Source organism: Bradyrhizobium sp. LeoA1Lang, assembly GCF_055413685.1.
Genome location: NZ_JBVAPG010000049.1, coordinates 14834 through 33883, shown reverse-complemented (window position 1 = coordinate 33883; position 19050 = coordinate 14834). Strand labels below are relative to the sequence as shown.

General features: G+C 60.8%; 14 protein-coding genes and 1 pseudogene. 4 read left to right on the top strand and 11 right to left on the bottom strand.

The window, feature by feature from the left end; translation table 11 throughout:
• Positions 1-32 precede the first annotated feature (32 nt).
• The 5 genes and pseudogenes from ACZYOF_RS18360 to ACZYOF_RS18340 all read right to left on the bottom strand — a co-directional run bounded on the left by ACZYOF_RS18360 (position 33) and on the right by ACZYOF_RS18340 (position 4928).
• Positions 33-875 carry an AraC family transcriptional regulator gene (locus tag ACZYOF_RS18360; RefSeq protein WP_282527368.1) on the bottom strand — a complete coding sequence of 281 codons (843 nt, stop codon included), beginning with the start codon at positions 873-875 and terminating at the stop codon, positions 33-35.
• Positions 876-972: 97 nt separating this feature from the next.
• Positions 973-1647 (bottom strand): annotated as a pseudogene (locus ACZYOF_RS18355) (thiamine pyrophosphate-dependent enzyme); the annotation flags it as partial.
• 93 nt (positions 1648-1740) lie between these two features.
• Positions 1741-2754, bottom strand: a complete 1014-nt coding sequence (locus ACZYOF_RS18350) for an ABC transporter substrate-binding protein (RefSeq protein WP_463716616.1) — start codon at positions 2752-2754, stop codon at positions 1741-1743.
• A gap of 106 nt (positions 2755-2860) precedes the next feature.
• Entirely contained in the window at positions 2861-4282 is a 1422-nt protein-coding gene (locus ACZYOF_RS18345; RefSeq protein ID WP_463716615.1) for a UbiD family decarboxylase, read from the bottom strand.
• A 25-nt stretch (positions 4283-4307) separates the two neighbouring features.
• The gene (locus ACZYOF_RS18340) at positions 4308-4928 is read right to left on the bottom strand and encodes a UbiX family flavin prenyltransferase (protein ID WP_463716630.1); all 621 of its coding nucleotides are present in this window, start codon (positions 4926-4928) and stop codon (positions 4308-4310) included.
• A gap of 240 nt (positions 4929-5168) precedes the next feature.
• Between ACZYOF_RS18340 and ACZYOF_RS18335 the strand changes: the two genes are divergently transcribed.
• The 3 genes from ACZYOF_RS18335 (at position 5169) to ACZYOF_RS18325 (ending at position 8951) form a co-directional block, all read left to right on the top strand.
• The gene (locus ACZYOF_RS18335; RefSeq protein WP_130579887.1) at positions 5169-6140 is read left to right on the top strand and encodes a LysR family transcriptional regulator; all 972 of its coding nucleotides are present in this window, start codon (positions 5169-5171) and stop codon (positions 6138-6140) included.
• A gap of 113 nt (positions 6141-6253) precedes the next feature.
• Positions 6254-7495, top strand: coding sequence for an alpha-hydroxy acid oxidase (locus tag ACZYOF_RS18330; RefSeq protein ID WP_463716614.1), 1242 nt, complete (start codon positions 6254-6256; stop codon positions 7493-7495).
• A 19-nt stretch (positions 7496-7514) separates the two neighbouring features.
• Positions 7515-8951: an FAD-binding oxidoreductase gene (locus ACZYOF_RS18325; protein WP_463716613.1), complete on the top strand. Its 1437-nt coding sequence runs from the start codon at positions 7515-7517 to the stop codon at positions 8949-8951.
• A 52-nt stretch (positions 8952-9003) separates the two neighbouring features.
• On the opposite strand, the gene ACZYOF_RS18320 is transcribed toward ACZYOF_RS18325, so the two are convergent.
• The 6 genes from ACZYOF_RS18320 to ACZYOF_RS18295 form a co-directional block, all read right to left on the bottom strand.
• The gene (locus ACZYOF_RS18320) at positions 9004-9729 is read right to left on the bottom strand and encodes a GntR family transcriptional regulator (protein WP_130579885.1); all 726 of its coding nucleotides are present in this window, start codon (positions 9727-9729) and stop codon (positions 9004-9006) included.
• Positions 9730-9797: 68 nt separating this feature from the next.
• A complete protein-coding gene (locus tag ACZYOF_RS18315) occupies positions 9798-11402 on the bottom strand; it encodes a GMC family oxidoreductase (protein WP_463716612.1) in 1605 nt (534 codons plus the stop codon).
• A gap of 51 nt (positions 11403-11453) precedes the next feature.
• A complete protein-coding gene (locus tag ACZYOF_RS18310; protein WP_463716611.1) occupies positions 11454-12920 on the bottom strand; it encodes a sulfatase family protein in 1467 nt (488 codons plus the stop codon).
• Between the two features lie 112 nt (positions 12921-13032).
• Entirely contained in the window at positions 13033-14373 is a 1341-nt protein-coding gene (locus tag ACZYOF_RS18305) for an MFS transporter (RefSeq protein WP_463716610.1), read from the bottom strand.
• A 135-nt stretch (positions 14374-14508) separates the two neighbouring features.
• Positions 14509-15939 (bottom strand): NAD-dependent succinate-semialdehyde dehydrogenase, encoded by a 1431-nt coding sequence (locus ACZYOF_RS18300; RefSeq protein ID WP_463716609.1) that lies wholly within the window; start codon positions 15937-15939, stop codon positions 14509-14511.
• Positions 15940-15987: 48 nt separating this feature from the next.
• Complete coding sequence (locus ACZYOF_RS18295; protein WP_463716629.1) at positions 15988-16845, bottom strand: formylglycine-generating enzyme family protein; 858 nt, start codon at positions 16843-16845, stop codon at positions 15988-15990.
• Positions 16846-17253: 408 nt separating this feature from the next.
• Between ACZYOF_RS18295 and ACZYOF_RS18290 the strand changes: the two genes are divergently transcribed.
• Positions 17254-19050, top strand: a complete 1797-nt coding sequence (locus ACZYOF_RS18290; protein WP_463716608.1) for a chloride channel protein — start codon at positions 17254-17256, stop codon at positions 19048-19050.

The window sequence follows — 19050 nt, the reverse complement described above, 5'->3', positions numbered from 1 at the left end:
AATCGTCTCATTTGAAAGTGTGCACCGCAATATCAACTTGCAAGGCGCGAGACGTTGCGAAATTCGCGCGGACTGACGCCGGCATGATCGCGAAAGAAGCGGGTAAAATGCGCAGGCTCCGGAAAGCCGAAGCGCTCACTGAGATCGGTGACCGACGTGTCCTGGTGGATCACGGCCTCGAGCGCCCGCTCCATGCGCACCACGTTCAGATAGATCTTCGGCGAAACCCCGAGCGACGATTCAAACAGGCGGAAGAATTGTGCGCGTGACAGCCCTGCTCCCTTCGCGTACTGATCGACATTGGCGCGGGCTCCCTCCTGCGCGCGAATGACCTCCGTAGCTCGCCGGATCCGCCAGTCGCAGGTCATCGCATTCATGCCGCGGATTGAATTGGGAAAGCTGCGCCACGGCGTAAAGCGCTCGATCACCGCGATCATCAGGTCCGAGAGGGTCTGCTCATGGTCGCGCACGCAACCCGGGTGCGCCATCATCTCGGTGGCAAGCTGCATCGTAAGCTGGCGGATCCGCGGCGAAACCTCACCAGAAGGCTGATCGAAGAAACCTGGCGCGCCGCTTGCGGCCCAGCCGGGCCGAAACTCCTTCAACCATTGAGGTTCGATATAAAGCGCCAGAATAAGGGCCCGCGGCCGCGCGGGATCGTGAACGTAGGCGTGCGGCTTCCAGCCGTCGACGAGCACAGCGCCGGTGTCCGTCAGCGGATAAACCCGATCTCCCACCAGGAACTGTGTATCGGCGCCTTCGACCTTCAGCAGGACATGGCAATGCGGATGCGCGTGACGCACCAGCGAACGATCCATATCCAGTAGCGCGACCCTTCCGAAGGCGCCATAAGCAATGCGCAGAGCTGTCGACATCCAGGCCTCCCTTCAGACGTAGTTGTTGCTTCCTTTCCCGTCAGCATAGGCCGGATGATCTGTCAATGCGAGAGGCACCCACGGCGAGCCATCGTCGTTACAGAGCAGCATCTCGTGCGGCCAGCGCACGCTCGCGCAATTGCGTGAGCGTTGCGGTGGGCGTGATCGCTTCGGGATCGATCCTGAGCTCCAATATGGCGGGCTTACGTTTTTCATCGGCGAAGGCCCTGGCCCGCGCAAACGCCGCGGCAAAGTCATTGGTCTTGAGGACCAGCTCACCATAACCGCCAAAGGCCCGCGCGAGCGCGACGAAATCCGGATTATCCAGCGCCGTCGCATGCACCCGTCCGGGATATTCCTTCTCCTGGTGCATGCGGATCGAGCCGTACATGCCATTGTTGACGACAATCGCGATGACGCCGAGCCCATACTGCGCCGCCGTGGCGAGCTCGTTCGCGCTCATCAGAAAGCAGCCGTCGCCCGCAAAGCAGACAGCCGTGCGCGCGGGATGAGCCAGCTTGGCGGCGATTGCCGCCGGCAGGCCATAACCCATCGATCCAGAGGTCGGCGCAAGCTGGGTCCTGAAGCCGCCATAGCGATGAAATTTGTGCACCCAGATGGCATAGTTGCCGGCACCATTCGAGATGATCGCGTCCGCCGGGAGCACCTCGCGCAAGTGCAGCATCACTGCGCCCAGATCAACCGGGCCCGGCATTGATCCCGGCGTCTGGTCGGAGATGAATTCGGCACGGCCTGCCGCAACCCAGGCCTTCCGCAGCCCGCCCCTGTTTGCCTGCGATCCGCCGGCCGGCCTTGTCTACTTAACGTGCTCGCAATAGCCATGACGTATCCCTGCGATTTGCCGTTAGTTCTCGACTGGCTTGTAGGAGCCAAGCTTCTGCACCGCCTTCTCGGCGAATGTGGAATCCACGACGTCTTCCACCTTGGCAGGCCGCTCAAGATAGCCGTTGTCGGCAAAGAACTTCAGATCATCGGCCATGCTCTTCACATTGACCTTGCCGTCGGGATCGATGCCATTTGGCACCATCTTCTGAAACAGACCGGGATCCTTGAGACCCGTGCTCTTCATAATGGTCTGGATCACCTTGTCCGCGCCCTTGCCCGTGAATTTTCCGCCAGCGGTGGCATCGTTATAGACGCGCGCCGCCTTGAGGTAGGCGATCATGAAGCGCTCGGCGACGGCCGGACGCTTGGCGATGAAGTCACCGCCATAGAGCAGCACGGCAACCTGCTGATCCGGATAGCCATCGGCCACGAACTTCACGGCGACGCCGCTATTGATGGCCTGCGTGACCGACGGCTCCGTCGTGATCGCCGCGTCGATTGCACCGGTGGTGAGGGCTGCGATCTGCTGGGGATAGTTGATATAGTTGTGCGTTACGTCCTTGTAAGCGAGCCCTGCGCTGCCCAGGATGTGGCTGAGCTTTGCGTTGGTCGCTGCACCCGGACCAACCTCGCCGAATTTCATTCCCTTCAAGTCCGCAACAGTCTTGACGCTGCCGTTGTCGACCAGCGCCTTGCGGACGAGCAGCGGCATGTAGTCGTAAGAGCGCGGCGTGGAGCCCTTGTCGGCAACGACCTTCACATTGATGCCGCGCGCCACCGCATTGTAGAGCCCTGCGGAAGACGCTCCTGCGCCAACGTCGATCTGCCCTGCGCCCAGCGGCGCAATCATCTTCGGTCCGGAATCGAAGCTGATCAGGGTGACGTTGAGATTCTGTTCGGCAAAAAACCCACGTTCCGCGGCAAGATGAAAGACAACATCGCTGACCACGTTGTTGATCGCGACCTTGACCTCGTCGGCTTTTTCTGCCCGCGCCGGCATCATGCCCGATGCCGCGACCGAAACGACAACCAAGCTCGCGCGAATTATCCTAGAGAACATCCACCACCTCCCAATGTTTATCTGCTACCGTCCGTTCTGCGGACGCTTCGTTGTCAATGTGCTCGGATCAACCTTTTGCCTATCGCGCCCGTGCAAGAACGCGGGAGAGCGCGGCATTGGGATCCTTTTGCAGGACCTCGGCGAGGTTGACCTCCTCCTCGCCCTTGACATGGATCCGCTTGAAATCGAACTCGGGCGCGCCGACCGGCACCGTCGCGTCGAACCCCATCTTGGCGCTGATCCCGTTGCTCGTGGTCGGATCTAGCTTGGAGCCGAGCGCACCGGAAACCACCAGAAGATCGCGGTCAGCCTGGAAACGTGTCGCCACCGCCCACTCGATCTCCTCGGGATCACCGATGTTGACATCCCTGTCGACGACGACGACCTGCTTGACGTCATAGTGGGCGCCGAAAGCAGACATGATGATGTTCTTCGGCTCGCCGTCGGTGATCTTGTCGATCTTGACGGCAAGGTGATAACGACAGGTGCCGCCGCGGGTAAGGCGTACATCGAGCACGTTCGGAAAACTGCGCCGCAGATGCTGCAGCAGCGTCGCCTCGCGCGGAACGCCGCCGAGAACGAGATGCTCGTAGCCACCGCCGACGATGGTGTGGTAGATCGGCTCAGCACGGTGAGTGACCATATCGACCTCGATCACTTCGCGATCGGCGCGCGGTCCGTAGTATTGGGGAAATTCGCCGAATGGCCCTTCCGGCTCACGAACCCCGGGGAGAATTCGACCTTCGATCACGATCTCGGCGTGGGCGGGAACCCGGACGGAGTTGGTCTTGCACTTCACAACGTCGACGGGACGACCGAGCAGCGCCCCGGCAATCCCCATCTCGTCCTCGTCCAGCGCAGCAATCGCCTGCGATGCCAGAATCAAGGCCGGATGAACCCCGATGACGATGGCGATCTCCAGCGCCTCGCCTGCTTCCTCGGCCGTGCGGAAGTAGGAAAGTGTATGCCGGGGCAACAGCAGAATGCCGATGCGGTTCGGACCGCTGATCTGGCAGCGATGAATCGATACGTTCTGAATGCCGTTGCGCGGATTGCGCGCGATCAACAGTCCCGCCGTGATATAGGGGCCGCTATCGCGCTCGTTGTGTTTCGGGATCGGCAACTGCCGGATCAGGTCGACCTCGTTATGGACGACCTCCTGCACCGGCCCGCTTGTCACTTCCAGGCTCGGAAGTGGCGCACGCGCCGCCGCAAGAAAATGCGTCAACAACTGCTCCTCGCTGACACCGATGGAATCGGCCACCCAGTCACGGCCCGCGAACAGATTGGCAACCACCGGGATGTCGTGTCCGCCGGGTTTTGGAAACAAGACGGCGCGGTCGCGCTCAAGCCGCTTCGACACGGCAGCAAGCTCATCGACTAGCCCTACTCCCTCGCGGGCGACGGCGAGCTTGCCGCGCTTGGCGAGGTGAGCGAGCCACGCGCGCAAATCACTCGGCGCCTCCGCCGCAGCGGTTCTGGCCAGGTTCTCGGTCCGCATGTTGCGATCCTTTCCGTGGTCTTCTTCAAGCATAGGGAGCAATTTTTCGTGGCGAACGACGCTTCAATGCCTCATCCTCGCCCCAGCGGCGCACCACGCCGATGTCGATGTCGAACAGGTCGAGCACACGCCCGACCGTATGCTCGACCATGTCGTCCAGGCTGTCGGGCTTGGCATAGAACGCCGGCACCGGCGGCGCGATGATCGCTCCCATCTCTGAAAGCGCGGTCATGGTGCGCAGGTGGCCGGTGTGCAGCGGCGTCTCGCGCACCATCAACACCAGCCGGCGACGCTCCTTGAGCACGACGTCGGCGGCCCTGGTCAGGAGCGTCGTGGTGACGCCCGACGCAATCTCCGACATTGATCGCATCGAACACGGCGCGACGATCATGCCTGCCGTGCGAAACGAGCCGCTGGAGATCGAGGCTGCCATATCATCGATGGGGTGACTGAAATTGGCGAGCGCCCTCACCTCGGCAATCTTCAGGTCGGTTTCATAGGCGAAGGTCTGTTCCGCCGCCTTCGACATCACCAGGTGCGTTTCGATACCGGCGTTGCGGAGCAATTGCAGCAAGCGCACGCCGTAGACGACGCCGGAGGCACCGGAAATGCCGATAATCAGCCGTGAGGGCGTCCGATGCTGCATGATGCTTCGCTTCTGCTCCCTGGTGCCGCGACGCAAGTGACGCCAGGCGTCGCGGCCATCGAAATGAATGTTGTTTGCCTGGGCGGCGCCGATCTCGGGCTGCTGGCGCGTCAAGCTGTTTGAACGGACAGTAGAGGCAAGCTAAGATCAGTACAAATAATGATTGATGATTAACTCGATCATCCAAAATGATGCCTAACGGCAACCGGCAACACCGGCGCGGACAGGAAGGAAACACCAATGGAACTCAGGCAGATGCAATACTTCCTTTGCCTGGCGGAAGAGAGGAACGTGACCCGCGCAGCCCGCCAGCTCAACATCGTACAGCCGGCACTCAGCATGCAGATCGCCAAACTTGAGGCCGAGCTTGGCCAAAAGCTGTTCGAGCGGAGCATCAACGGAATGACGCTGACGGTCGCCGGCGAAGCGTTCTCGCGGCTCGTGTTTCCTATCGTGCGCGACGTCGAATATGCCAAGCAGGAAATGGCGCGGCTCAACGGCCGTATTTCCGGCCGGGTGTCGGTCGGACTGATTACTTCGGTGGCACAGAGCACGATGGCGAGTTCGTCCGCAACCGTTGCTCATCTCTATCCGGAAATCACGCTCTCGGCCTGCGAGGGATACACGGAAACCTTGACCGACTGGGTGAATTCCGGGCAACTCGACTTTGCGCTGATCAACGTGCCACGCCGGCGCGTTTCGCTCGCCACGCACCATGTGATGGACGAAGAGATGGTGTTCGCCTGTCGAAAGGATGCGCCGATCAAGCCACCGACGAACCTGCGTTTCGGGCATCTCTCCGAGTTCGACCTGGTCATGCCATCGAAACGGCACGGCCTGCGCATGATCCTTGAGGAGCACGCCACCACAGCCGGCATCGAATTGAAGCCGAGACTGGAGCTCGACACCCTGCCCGCGGTTTGCGACGTGATCGCCACCACCAATCTCGTGACCGTGCTGCCCACGATTGCACTTCAACAGTCCCTGGCGGACGGCAGGGTGAGGGCGCACCGCTTCGCCGAACCGCGCATCGTCCGATCGATCGCCTGGGTTCATCATCCGCGCCGAATGGTGTCCGCCGCCGCCAGAGCCGTGCTGGACATCATTCGCCACGACCTGCTCGAGGCCGCAACATCGGCAAGCAACTATGTGCAGCCGGCTTCCGGAGATACCGCGAGGCGCCGAGCTATACGGCGCGCCAAGTCGCGGTAGCGATCCTGCCGGCAATCATCAGAAGCTATCGCGGTCATCATCCCTAATTATTTGCGGTGATGACGAAACGCGTCCTATGAGAGGTGCGGTCACGCAACCAAGGACGCTTTCTCATGGCCGGCGATCTTCGCCGCTCCTCACCGCGCGCGCAAGCCTGGGGTGCCGGCAGCGGAACAAGCCCCGAGGCTCGCTTGCGTCAGCGTTTGCCCACGCTGGATGACATCGAGCGCCGCGCCCGCCGCCGTATCCCGCGCTTCGCCTTCGATTTTCTCGAGGGCGGAACGGGTGACGATCTGAACACGCGGCGCAATCGACTGGCGCTGGATGCGGTGGAGTTGGTCCCCCGCTACGGCAAGCCTGGTCCCGTTAGCACTGAGGTTGAGCTGTTCGGCGTCCGTTGCGCCGCGCCGATCGGCATCTCTCCTGTGGGAATCGACGGCATCATCTGGCCCGGCGCCACGCGGATTTTCGCAAGTGCAGCCGGCAAGGCAAGGATTCCTTATATTGCCGGCACGCTCGCCACCGCCACGATCGAAGACGTCGCCGAGCTTGCGGGTCCTTATGCCTGGTTTCAGCTCTACGGACTGCCCGCCGACGACCACGCCGTCACCTTCGATCTGATCAAGCGGGCGGACGCAGCTGGCGTGCGAGTGCTGGCGGCGACGCTGGATGCGCCGGTTCGCTCCAAGCGTCCTCGTGATCTGCGCAACGGCCTGGTGGTCCCATTTCGTCCCACGCCAAGAACCATCTTGGACGTGGCTCTGTCGCCGCCGTGGCTGCTTGCGCTCGCCACAGCGGGCACGCCGACCTTTCGCAACATGGAGCGTTACGTCGAAAAGCCGCCGACGCTGGCGAAAACCGGCGGCTTTGTACAGAGCCAGATCAAGGGCACGTTCTCCTGGGATGTCATGAAGCTGATGCGGGATGCCTGGTCAGGCGCGCTGGTCGTAAAAGGTGTCATGCATCCCGATGATGCCGAACAGGCGCTTGCAGTGGGAGTGGATGGCATCATGGTCTCCAATCATGGTGGTCGCCAGTTCGATGCTGCGCCTGCTGCGATCGACGTCCTGCCCGCTATCGTTGCAAGAGTCGGGACGAGAGCCACCGTCCTGTTCGACAGCGGCATACGATCGGGCCTTGACGTCGCGCGCGCTATCGCACTCGGCGCCAGCGGCACATTTGCGGGGCGCGCATTCCTTCTCGGGCTCGGCGCACTCGGTGGAAGAGGCGCAGCCTATGTCGCTGGACTCTTGAAGGAAGAGCTGGAGACCGCGATGGGACAGTTGGGCGCGCCATCGCTCGACGCGCTCGCGCAACTCACGCGCCGCCACCGCGGCGCCTTTGACTTTACCTGACTGAAGGGGAGACAGCGTTGTGCACATCATCGCGACGGGAGACATGCTGACGAACGACCTTGGCGACCGTCTGCGCGCAATCTTGGGCTCCCAAGGCCTGGTCGAGCCGAATGCTGAGTTCGAGCGCTATTGTATTTCTTTCGACGGCGCGTTCCGGGGACCCGCGCAATATGTCGCGCTCCCCTCCTCCACTGCCCAAGTTTCTGCAGTCGTGACCGCATGCCGAAAGGCAGGCATTTCGATGGTACCTCAGGGCGGCAACACCGGCCTGGCGGGCGGTGCTCAGCCAGTCGACCCCCGCAGCGTGATCATTTCGCTGGAGCGGATGCGCGCCCTACGCGCGGTCGACCCCCAGAACGACACCATTACGGTCGAGGCAGGGATGACGCTCGCAGAGGTGCAGGCGCATGCAGTCGATGTCAACCGGTTGTTTCCGCTCAGCCTCGCCTCCGAAGGATCCTGCCAGATCGGCGGCAACCTTTCGACCAACGCGGGAGGAACGCAGGTCCTGCGCTACGGCAATATGCGCGCTCTGGCGCTCGGGCTCGAAGTCGTTCTTCCCGACGGCAGCATGTGGAGCGGGCTGCGGGGCTTGCGCAAAGACTCGACCGGCTATGATCTCAAACAACTCTTTATCGGAGCCGAGGGCACGCTCGGCATCATCACCGCCGCCACGCTGCGGCTATTTCCGAGACCACGAGACATCGTCACGGCTTTCGTTGCTGCCCCAACGCCGGTGGCGGCACTTGATCTCCTCCACATCGCCCGCAGCCACGTCGGGGAGAGCCTCAGCGCGTTTGAGCTGATGCGGCGCGAATGCATGAAGTGGGTCTTGGTGGCGCTGCCGGAAGCGATCTCACCGTTTGCCGAGGAGCACCCGTGGTATGTGCTCATCGAGGCGGCGGGCCATGGCGAACCGGGTACGCTGCGCAGTCCGATCGAGCAATTGCTGTCCGAAGCATTGGAAAAAGGCCTGGTGATCGACGGCGTGCTCGCGGATTCTGAGGCGAAGCGTCTCCGTCTCTGGGCGCTTCGCGAAGGTCAGGCCGAAGCACAGAAAGCGGGTGGTGCCGGCATTAAGCACGACGTCTCGGTCCCGGTGTCGCAGGTGCCTGAGTTCATCGAGCGTGCCGACGCTGCCCTGGCGCACGCAGTCCCGGGCATCCGTCCCTTTGCGTTCGGCCATCTCGGCGACGGCAATATTCATTATAATCCGATGCCGCCGCTGGGCATTAGCTCCGGTCAGTTCATTGAACGTCGGAGCGAAATCAACCGGATTGTGCACGACATCGTCGCCGATCTCGGCGGTTCGATCAGCGCAGAACACGGCGTTGGCCAACTCCGTCGATCGGAGATGCTCCGCTACAAGTCACGAGCAGAGCTGAACGCGCTGAAGCTCCTGAAGCAAGCCTTCGATCCCCACAATCTCATGAACCCTGGCAAAGTCATCGCGTAAGCCTGCCGAAGCGACATTTGGCTTTGCGTTTTGCTCGATCCGAGGAGGACTCCTAAGGCTTCAGATCCATATCGATGCGAATGAAGTCGCCGCGATAGGTCACTTCTCCGAGGTAGATGACGCGATCGCTAGCGGTGTTGAAGACACGCCGCACCTCCGCGACCGGAGAACCAAGCGGAATTTCAAGAAGCTTGGATGCTTCGAGATCGGCTGTACCGATCGTAAGTGTCTGGCGAGCGCGGGTTATCTTGGGACTGCGCATGGAAGCCAAAATCGGAATCACGACTTCCCGCCGGAAACGAGTCGGGTGCTTCTGAAAAACCGCCTCATCGAGAAAAATCGAGATGACGCAGTAAGGCTGCTTCTCGCGATAATGCACGCGCTTCATGTGAACGTAGCGTTCAGCCGGCGTTCCATCACTTGCGTTCAGGGCCGGCTTGATATTCGAGGGCTCCGATACATTGATGATCTTTGGCGAAGTGTCCTTATACATCTCCACGAGCTGCGAGAGGCTGGTCTCGACCGGGAGCCAGCGATCCTGCACCGGAGTTTGCGCGACGTAGGTACCGCTGCCCTGTCTTGCTTCGAGAAGATGTTCATTGACCAAGATGTCGATCGCCTGGCGAATGGTGATTCGCGACACGCCGAACTCTTCAGCCAGCGCCTCATTTGGCGGAAGGCGAGCCTGCTTAGGCCAATAATTGCGAGCGATCCGCTGTCGCAGAATGTCTGCAATCTGCGCGTATTTAGGGGCGTACGTATCCGCGGAAAGCACCATCTTGGCATCCTAGAGCTATAGTTGCATTGTCCTCCAGCGTAGCCAAAAAAACAACAGCAGACCGCAAACTATCCCGCCTGGCTCCGGGAAAGTATGTGGTGCGCCCCCTTCTCGCCGATCATGATCGAAGCAGCGTTGGTATTTGCAGAGGTCACGACCGGCATCACCGAAGCGTCCGCCACCCGCAAACGATCGATTCCTCTTACGCGCAGTTCGGGATCGACCACCGCATCCGCTCCGCCCATGCGGCAAGTCCCAACGCAGTGGAACACCGTGCCGCCATGCATCTGCGCGAACCGCCAGAGCCCCTCTTCGCCCGCGAACTCCGGCCCCGGAAGAACCTCCGATTCCACCAGCCCCCGAAACGACTTCTGGTCAAAAATTTCCCGCAGCATCTGCAAACCCGCCACGACGGTCTTGCGGTCGATGGCTTCTGCAAAATAGTTGGGAACAATGCGGGGCTGATCGAGCGGATCCGCCGACCGACACTGGACGGTTCCTCGCGACTTGGCGTGAGACTGCCAGACCGATGCCGTGAAGCCGGAATAGCGATGCAAGGGCTCTCCCGGCTTGTCGACCGAGAGAGGCATAACGTTGAACTGGACGTCCGGACGGCCGCCGATCGCGTGCTGCGTGCATGCAGCTCCCCCAACTTGCCCCGCACCGACGGTAAGGGCACCGCCCTTGTTGAGGGCCCAGCGCGCGCCCATGGCGGCGAGCTTCACGGGATTGCGTACTTCATCATTCAGAGAAATTGGCCGTCTCAGCCGGACTATGGCTCTCGCCTGATAATGATCCTGAAGATTGGCTCCAACTTCCGGCTGATCCACGACAACCGGAATCTTCAACGAACGAAGCAGATCCGCAGGGCCAATACCCGACAATTGAAGAAGATGCGGGGATTGAATTGCCCCGGCGCACAGGATGACCTCGCGGTCGGCATGGGCAACCTCGACGCGACCGTCGCGGATATATTCGACGCCGGTTGCGACCTGTGCGCGCACGATTATCTTGCTGACGTGAGCATGAGCGACCAGCGTGAGATTCTGCCGCTTCAGGGCAGGATACAGGAAGGCGCTCGCCGAACTGGTTCTCCAGTGAGAGCCAATGCTCAATTGATACCGCCCGACGCCGTAAGTCGTCACGGCGTTGAAATCAGCATTGAAGGGCAAACCGAATTCAGATCCCGCCGCCAACCAGGAATCACAGGCGACATTCCGGTTGCGCAGATTGGAAACCTCGAACTCGCCGCCCCCTCCGCGATACTCGCTGTCTCCGCCTTCGTAGCGTTCATACCGTTTGAAGAACGGAAGCACCTCCTTGTAGCTCCATCCTGAAGCGCCAAGCTTTGACCAATCGTCAAAATCCTCGTGCTGCCCCCTGATGAAGATCAGTCCGTTGATGGAGGATGAACCGCCGATGACCCGACCGCGCGGCCACACAATGGCTCGCCCTCCCGTTCCCTCGCAAGGCTCCGTATCAAACTGCCGAGAAAAACGCTTGTCGTAGATCGTCCTGTAATAGCCTACCGGGAGCTTCAGCCAAAAGTTCCGGTCGCTGCCGCCGGTCTCGAGGAGGAGGACGCGCCGCGCCGGATCGGCAGATAGCCTGTTTGCAAGAACGCACCCGGCCGAACCGGCACCAACGATGATATAGTCGTATCCAGAGCTCATTAGATTCGAATTTTCCTGCGCGAGAGACGAACCAACGTGGGTGAGACAGACCTAGCCGATCGCCATTGCGGGCTGCGGCTTTTCCCTGGTCTGTTCGCGATTCTCGATCGCACCGCGGATGAGCCAATCCTGGATGTGCTGGACAAACTCGTTCCGGATCTGCACGTGCTGCTTCGAGTCCCAGAGATTCTGCAGCTCGTCCGGGTCCGCTTCCAGATCATAGAGTTCACCGCAGCTCTCGCCCAAATACCAAACGGCTTTCCAGCGCGCATCGCGACGCATGACGATGCACTCCGATCCGCTCTGGATGTGATCCCGATAGAGTTCGGAATAGACGCTGTCGCGGACGGTTGTAGTGCCATCCTCCAGAACGGGCCGCAGCGATACCGCTTCCCAGCCCGCAGGAATGCCCACACCGGCATAGTCGAGAATGGTGGGGGCAATATCCATCAGTTGGACCAACGAATCCGTCCGGACATCGCGCGTCTTGAGATCTGAACTCCACACGACCAGCGGAACCTTGGTCGCGGTATCGTACATGTTCCATTTCTGGATATGCCCATGATCCCCGAGGTTCTCGCCGTGATCAGAGGTGAAAATCACGATGGCGTTCTTCAGATAGCCCTTCCGCTCGAGCACGCTCATGATATTGCCGACCTGCTCATCGATCAGCGTGACGTTCGCTGCGTAGTAGCGCCGCATCCGGCGGATCGCCTCGGTGCTCGGATCGTTCTTCCACGCAACGCAATCGAAATTCTTGTCGATCATGTTCTGTCGCAGTGCCCGATGCGCCGGCGGTTGGGCAGCCAACTCGGCCGCCGTCGTCCTGGGCATGGGAACGTCGACGTCGTCATACATGTCAATATAGCGCCGCGGCGGGTCGAACGGAGGATGCGGCCCCGGAAAGCCGATCTCGAGGAAGAGCGGCGCGTCCGCCTGCCGCTCCTCAAGCCACCAGCATGCGGTGCGTCCCACGAACGTGTCCGGATGCATCGACTCGTCGTATTCCCAGGGATACGCGCCCAACGCTTCCTTGAAGTAATCCGGATCGCGCTTGTATCTGGCGTAGCGAGTCGGACGGGTCAGCCCCTGCGCCCGCAGCGCGATATCCCAGTGATCATAATAGGCCCGCTCCGGTTCATCGAGGAACATCGGCCGGTCCTTGTTTTCCACGACGATACGCTGGTGAAACCCTCCAGGAGCGTCGTAAGGATTCGTATGCATCTTCCCGATATTGACGCAGTGGTATCCGGCCTCGGCCAGCAACCGGACCCAGGTCGGCTCCCACTTGTAGAAATTCATCGTGACGTGATGACTGTGGGGGTACATCCCGGTGAAGAGGCTGGCGCGCGCCGGAACGCACAGCGGCGACGGCGTATAGCAATTTCTGAACGATACCCCCGAGGCGACAAGGCGATCCAGATTTGGCGTCTTCATCCAATGCGCGCCCAACCCGGCCACAGTGTCATGGCGCTGCTGGTCGGTAATGATGAGAATGATGTTCGGACGATCGACCATCGATCATGCTCCTTGCTGCGATAACGATCGTCGTTTCCGATCAGGCCGCAGGTGTACCTGGCCGGAAACGAAATATGCAGAAGCCGGCAACATCCCATTCCGTCCAGCGACGTCAGGATGCCTTGACCGCCGGCAGCAATCGCGCCGGAAAGCCCACGAGCAGCACGACAACTCCGAGCGCCGCCAACGCAGCGATCCCATAGAACCCGGCACTGAAGCTACCCGTGGCATCTTTGATCATGCCCATGAGGTTCGACGCGAAAATGCCGCCCAGAGCTCCGATGCTCGCCACGAGCGCGATGCCTCCCGGCGCCGAGCGGGCACGGAAGTAGCTTGGAGGAATCGTCCAGAAGACGGACCAAAACGCATAATGGCCGGATGCGACAAGGGCGAGCGAGACTACCGCGAGAAAGGGATCATGCACGCCGGCCGGCAGCAGCACGAGACCGACGACTGAGAGCGCCTGTCCGAACGCCGCGTGCCATCGACGCTCCATCTTCTTGTCGGATCGCCAGGCCACAGTCGTCATCATCACCACGCCGGCCACGAACGGAACCGCGTTCAGCAGGCCAAGATACCAGACATTGGCAACCCCGGATCCCTTGAGGATCGACGGACCCCAGAACGCAAACGTATTTGCGACCGCGTACTGGGTGAAAACCGCAAAAGCGAACACGTAGATACGGGGATCGGAGAGCAGGCCCCCAAACCCATGATGCGTCGCAGCTTGCTTGCCTTGCTCCTCGCGCTCGACGCTTGACGCAATCGCATCCTTCTCGGGATCGGACAACCATTTCGCCGCCTTCGGCCGATCGGCGAGGTACCATAACGCCACGACGCCGACGACGATCGAGGGCAGCCCTTCGAGAAGAAACAACCACTGCCAGCTCGCGAGACCAAAGGCGCCTCCGAGATTATCCATGATCAGGCCCGAAATCGGATTACTGATGATCCCCGAGATCGGCAACGCCGCCATGAACAGCGAGGTGATGCGCGCGCGGAGCGTCGAGGGGAACCAGAAGCTGAGGTAAAGGACAACGCCTGGCACGAACCCGGCTTCCGCCGCCCCAAGCAGGAAGCGCCCCAGATAGAAATGCGTCGGCGTCTTGATAAACATCATGGCGACCGACACGATTCCCCAGAGGATCATGATGCGCGCGAGGGTCTTGCGCGCTCCGATCCGGGCGAGGAGAAGATTGCTCGGCACCTCAAACAGCAGGAAACCGGCGAAGAAGAGCGATACGCCAAAACCATATACCGCGTCGGTAAATCCAAGGTCCTTCTGAAAGTGGAGCTTGGCAAAGGCGACATTGGTTCGGTCGATATAGTTCAGGATAAAGCACAGAAAGAGAAATGGGACGATTCTCCATTTCGCCAACTCAATCCCCGACCGCACATAATCGGCTTCCGCGTTTACCGACGCGCGCGGCGCCACTTCCACCAGCGAACTCATGAACCCTCCCCTTGTATTGAGAACCGCAGCGCCAATCATGCGCCCGTTCTTTGTTGTCGTTCTTCCCAGACCTGAACCTTCAATGCTCCTTCTTGTTTGATATGTCAATATGTCATCATACTTATATGATGACTTTTAGTTGGTCCGCGAAACCAGTTTCGAAACGAGATAGCCTTCGAGGGCCTCGCTGCCACCCTCGCTGCCGTAGCCCGAGTCCTTGACGCCGCCGAACGGATTTTCGGGGAGACCAAGACCGTGGTGATTGATCGATATCATTCCACATTCGACACTGGCGGCGAGCTTGTCGGCGACGCTCATCGAGCGGGTATACGCATAGGCCGCAAGGCCGAACGGGAGTCGGTTCGCCTCGCCGATCGCCTCGTCCACGTCGTAGAATGGACGTATCACGGCGATCGGGCCGAACGGCTCTTCATTCATCACGCGCACGTCGAGAGAAGCGTTGGCGATGACGGTCGGCTCGAAGAAATATCCGCGATTGCCGAACCGTCCGCCACCGAGGCGAATTTCCGCGCCCTGCTCGCGAGCATCGCTCACCAATTGCTCCATGGCGAGAAGTCGCCGCTCATGCGCGAGTGGCCCCATCGTTGTCTGTGGATCAAGGCCATCGCCGACCCTCACCTGCCTGGCTGTCGCCACGAACTTCTCGATGAACTGATCCATGACGGAAGCCTGGACCAGGAAACGACTGGGGGAAATGCAAACCTGCCCGGCGTTTCGGAACTTGTTCGCCGCAAGGGTCGTCACCGCCCTGTCCAGATCGGCATCCGCGAAAATCAAAGCCGGCGCATGTCCGCCGAGCTCCATCGTGGCCCGTTTCATGTGCTGGCCCGCCAGCGCCGCAAGAGTCTTGCCGACCACGGTCGAACCGGTGAACGAGATCTTTCTGATCACTGGATGCGCGATCAGATAGGATGAAATCTCGGCCGGAGATCCAAGCACAAACGACAGCGCATCGGCTGGAACACCGGCATCCAGGAATGCCCTTACCATCTCGGCACAACTGGCTGGCGCCTCCTCCGGACCTTTCAGGATTACCGAGCATCCCGTGGACAGCGCGCTCGCAACCTTGCGTGCCGCCTGGACGATCGGAAAATTCCACGGCGTAAAGGCGGCGACGGGACCGACCGGCTCGCGAACGACCAGTTGCGCCACGCCAGGCCCGCGAGCCGGTATGACACGGCCATAGACGCGCCGCCCTTCCTCTGCTGCCCAATCGATGAAGTCGGCACCCGCTGCAATCTCGAGCCGCGCCTCGGCGAGAGGCTTGCCTTGCTCAATCGTCATGATGCGCGCGATAGTTTCGGCCCGCTCCCGTAACAGGCTTGCCGATTTTCGGAGGATCTGGCCCCGCTCATACGGCGACACTGCGCGCCACTGCTTGAAACCGCGATCTGCCGCCAGCAGGGTTTCGTCCAAATCGGCCTGCGCCGCGACGGGGTACCTCCCGATTTCCTCTCCCGTGGCCGGATTGAGGATTGGATGCGCGATCCCGCCGCAGGCCTCACGCCACACGCCGGCAACTTGAAGAAGAACGCTTGGATACATCATGCCTTCCTTTGGAGTATCGGGATCGAGCCCGCCGACGAATGCCGATCAAAGATCGTAAGCGACACGAAACCCGATATGGGAGGTGCTCGTGTCGGGTGGATTTCCGGTGCGCGCAGCGATGCGATAGCGGTAGCAGTATGAGCGATGACAGAGAAACGAACCGCCTTTCAGCACGCGCCATCCGTCACGTAGCGCGGTGGCGTTGGTCATTTGCGCCGCACGTTTGAGCGAAGAAACGCGATAGGCGTTTGCGCACCATTCCCAGACATTGCCGCTGCAATTATAGAGTCCATAGCCGTTGGGCGCGAACGACCGCGCCGGCGCCGTAGAGAAGTAACCGTCCGCAAGGGTATTTCTGGATGGGAAGTCTCCTTGCCAGATGTTGCATGGAAAGTATGACCGGTCGTCAGGCTCCCGATTGCCCCAGGGAAATAGCGCACCTTCAAGGCCGCCACGCGCCGCATGCTCCCACTCAGCCTCGCTGGGAAGACGACCACCACTCCACGACGCAAAGCGCTGGGCATCCACATGCGAAACATGAACGACCGGATGATCCAGCCGCTCCGAAATGTTCGAAGCCCCGCCCTCCGGCGCCGCCCAAAACGCACCGTCCACGCGACACCACCAGTCGGCGCCCTGAACGCGCGGATATTGATCGGCTCCGCCAGCAAGATGTTGATAGAAGACGAAGGACCAACCAAGCCGTTCGGCGTCGGTGACATAGCCCGTCTCCCGAACGAACGCGGCGAAGCGTTCGTTCGTAACGGTCACGGCATCGAGGGCAAACGGCTTGAGGGTCAGGCGCCTTCGCGGGGCTTCGCCATCAGCCTCAAAGACAGGGGCGTCCGTCCCCATCTCGGCGCGACCTACCGGGATAGAGACAGCTTCACTTCGGCGGGGCATGAATCCACTGACGCTTAGCCATCGCTCCTCCAGGGTGGCGCATCCCTGTCGGGAAGATCTTGGCGCGCAGCAGCCGTCCACGCGACCATCATTGCGCACGCTTTCCCCTTGGCCTGGTGCAATCATCGGCTTCGACTCGTCAATGGCGTGGATGGCCGCACTCGCGCGCTGTCGCAACGAGCGCCACGCGGCGCCATTTGTCATCTTGTCTACATATCATATTACTATTAGGATGACATTCGTCAATCCAGATTTGCCGAATTTCCGGTGCGGAGTTCGAATGCCTCCAGCCCCTGCCAATTGCAGCAACTACCCAAGACCGTCGACCAGGGAGCGCGAATTAGCGCCCCCGAAAGCTCGCCATCGTGAATGTCAGCCTCTCGGCTGCGACGTCGACGCGAGTTTTCAATGACCACTTTGGCAGCACCCGAGCTCGGCGCGAAACAAAGCGCCGCAACTGGCCGTCGTCTTCCGTCAGGCTTGCGCAATTTTGTCCGCAACCGCGAGACCGGTCTGGTTGCAGTCGCCATCGTCGTCGGGCTTCTGAGCGGACTTCTCGTCGTATCCATATCGAAACTGAGCCAGGCTGCGCACGCGCTCTTGTTCGATATCCCGTTCGATGAACATCTCAGTTCGGCAAAGTTCATCTTGTGGCAGCGCGCGTTGCTTGTCCCCATTATCGGCGGCGCCATCCTTGCGCTCATTGCGGTTTTCTTTTCACGCAAACTCAGGGGACAGCAGCTTGCCGATGCGATAGAGGCAAATGCACTCTATGGCGGCCACCTGTCGATGCGCGGCAGTCTGCTGATTTCTATCCAGACACTGCTTTCGAACGGCTTCGGCGGATCGGTGGGGCTGGAAGCGGGATACACCCAAATATGCGCAGCCTTTGGGTCGTTGTTCGGACAGCGGCTCGCGGCACGACGGAGCGATATGCGGCTTCTGGTCGCTTGTGGGGCGGCAGGCGCAATCAGCGCCGCATTTTCCGCGCCGCTGGCCGGCGCTTTCTACGCGTTCGAAGTCATTCTCGGCGCATATACCTCGGCCAGCCTCGTGCCCGTTATCGCGAGCGCAGTTGCTTCATGGCTTGTCGCAAGACACCTCACCCATCAATCCTTCCTGATGGTTCCCGGTTTTCCCTCTCCGGTTTCAGCCGAGATGGTCGGGCAGACGATGATGATCGGTCTGCTCTGTGCCTTTGCCAGCGTCATCACGATGTTGGCCGTCGCGTTCTCCGAGCGTTGCTTTCAACGCCTGTCCGCTTTCAATGGCTTTCTCAGGCCGATCGCCGGCGGAGCGCTGCTCGGCTCGTTGGCGCTGCTGACGCCTGCGGTGCTGGGGGCGGGACATGGTGCGATGCAGATCCAGCTCTTGAGCAATCCAACGTGGACGCTATTGGCCTCGATCATCCTGCTCAAGACGCTGGCGTCCGCAATCTCTCTCGGGTCTGGTTTCCGCGGCGGCTTGTTCTTCGCCTCGCTGTTGCTGGGCGCGCTGATTGGTCAGTTTTACAGCACGCTAATGAGCAGCCTGCTGCCGGCGTTTGCCCTGCAACCGGGAACGGCCGCTATTGCCGCGCTTGCGGCTTTCGGAACGGGAGTGCTCGGCGCACCGATCAGCATGATTTGCCTGGCGCTGGAGATCACCGGCGATTTTTCGGTGACCGTTGGTGCCGTCATTGCCTCCTCTGTCTGCGCGCTGACGGTACGCGAATTGTTCGGCTACAATTTCGCGACGTGGCGCTTTCATCTCCGAGGCGAGGTCATCCGCGGCCCTCAGGACGTTGGCTGGGTCCGCCAATTGAACGCCAGCTCCCTGATGCGAGCCGATTTCGACAGTGCGCCGAGCAGCATGTCAATCGCGGAAGCTCAGAGGATCTTCTCTCCGGTGCAAGTCAGGCAGATCGTGCTGCGCGACGCAAAGGGAACCTATGCCGGCATCGTCTCGTCGGCAGACCTGCACCTGACCGAGGCTGCAGAGGATTCGCCGCTCGGCGCAATCGCCCGGCAAAATGACGAATTCGTGCTGCCCAATACTTCGATTCGCGAGATTCTCAAGACCTTCGAACAAAGCGAGGCCGACGTGCTCGCCGTCGTCGATCGCGTCAACCATCGCGCGGCAATTGGAACGGTGAGCGAAGCGCACGTCCTGCGGACCTACGGAGAGGAGCTTGAGCGGCGCAATCAGGAGCTGTTCTCGCGCTAG

What these genes read in the sequence shown, in the direction of transcription:
- ACZYOF_RS18295 (WP_463716629.1), bottom strand. Translation starts at nt 16,845, where the DNA reads ATGCCCCGCCGAAGTGAAGCTGTCTCTATCCCGGTAGGTCGCGCCGAG.
- ACZYOF_RS18315 (WP_463716612.1), bottom strand. Translation starts at nt 11,402, where the DNA reads ATGAGCTCTGGATACGACTATATCATCGTTGGTGCCGGTTCGGCCGGG.
- ACZYOF_RS18335 (WP_130579887.1), top strand. Translation starts at nt 5,169, where the DNA reads ATGGAACTCAGGCAGATGCAATACTTCCTTTGCCTGGCGGAAGAGAGG.
- ACZYOF_RS18300 (WP_463716609.1), bottom strand. Translation starts at nt 15,939, where the DNA reads ATGTATCCAAGCGTTCTTCTTCAAGTTGCCGGCGTGTGGCGTGAGGCC.
- ACZYOF_RS18340 (WP_463716630.1), bottom strand. Translation starts at nt 4,928, where the DNA reads ATGCAGCATCGGACGCCCTCACGGCTGATTATCGGCATTTCCGGTGCC.
- ACZYOF_RS18360 (WP_282527368.1), bottom strand. Translation starts at nt 875, where the DNA reads ATGTCGACAGCTCTGCGCATTGCTTATGGCGCCTTCGGAAGGGTCGCG.
- ACZYOF_RS18305 (WP_463716610.1), bottom strand. Translation starts at nt 14,373, where the DNA reads ATGAGTTCGCTGGTGGAAGTGGCGCCGCGCGCGTCGGTAAACGCGGAA.
- ACZYOF_RS18320 (WP_130579885.1), bottom strand. Translation starts at nt 9,729, where the DNA reads ATGGTGCTTTCCGCGGATACGTACGCCCCTAAATACGCGCAGATTGCA.
- ACZYOF_RS18330 (WP_463716614.1), top strand. Translation starts at nt 6,254, where the DNA reads ATGGCCGGCGATCTTCGCCGCTCCTCACCGCGCGCGCAAGCCTGGGGT.
- ACZYOF_RS18290 (WP_463716608.1), top strand. Translation starts at nt 17,254, where the DNA reads ATGACCACTTTGGCAGCACCCGAGCTCGGCGCGAAACAAAGCGCCGCA.
- ACZYOF_RS18310 (WP_463716611.1), bottom strand. Translation starts at nt 12,920, where the DNA reads ATGGTCGATCGTCCGAACATCATTCTCATCATTACCGACCAGCAGCGC.
- ACZYOF_RS18345 (WP_463716615.1), bottom strand. Translation starts at nt 4,282, where the DNA reads ATGCGGACCGAGAACCTGGCCAGAACCGCTGCGGCGGAGGCGCCGAGT.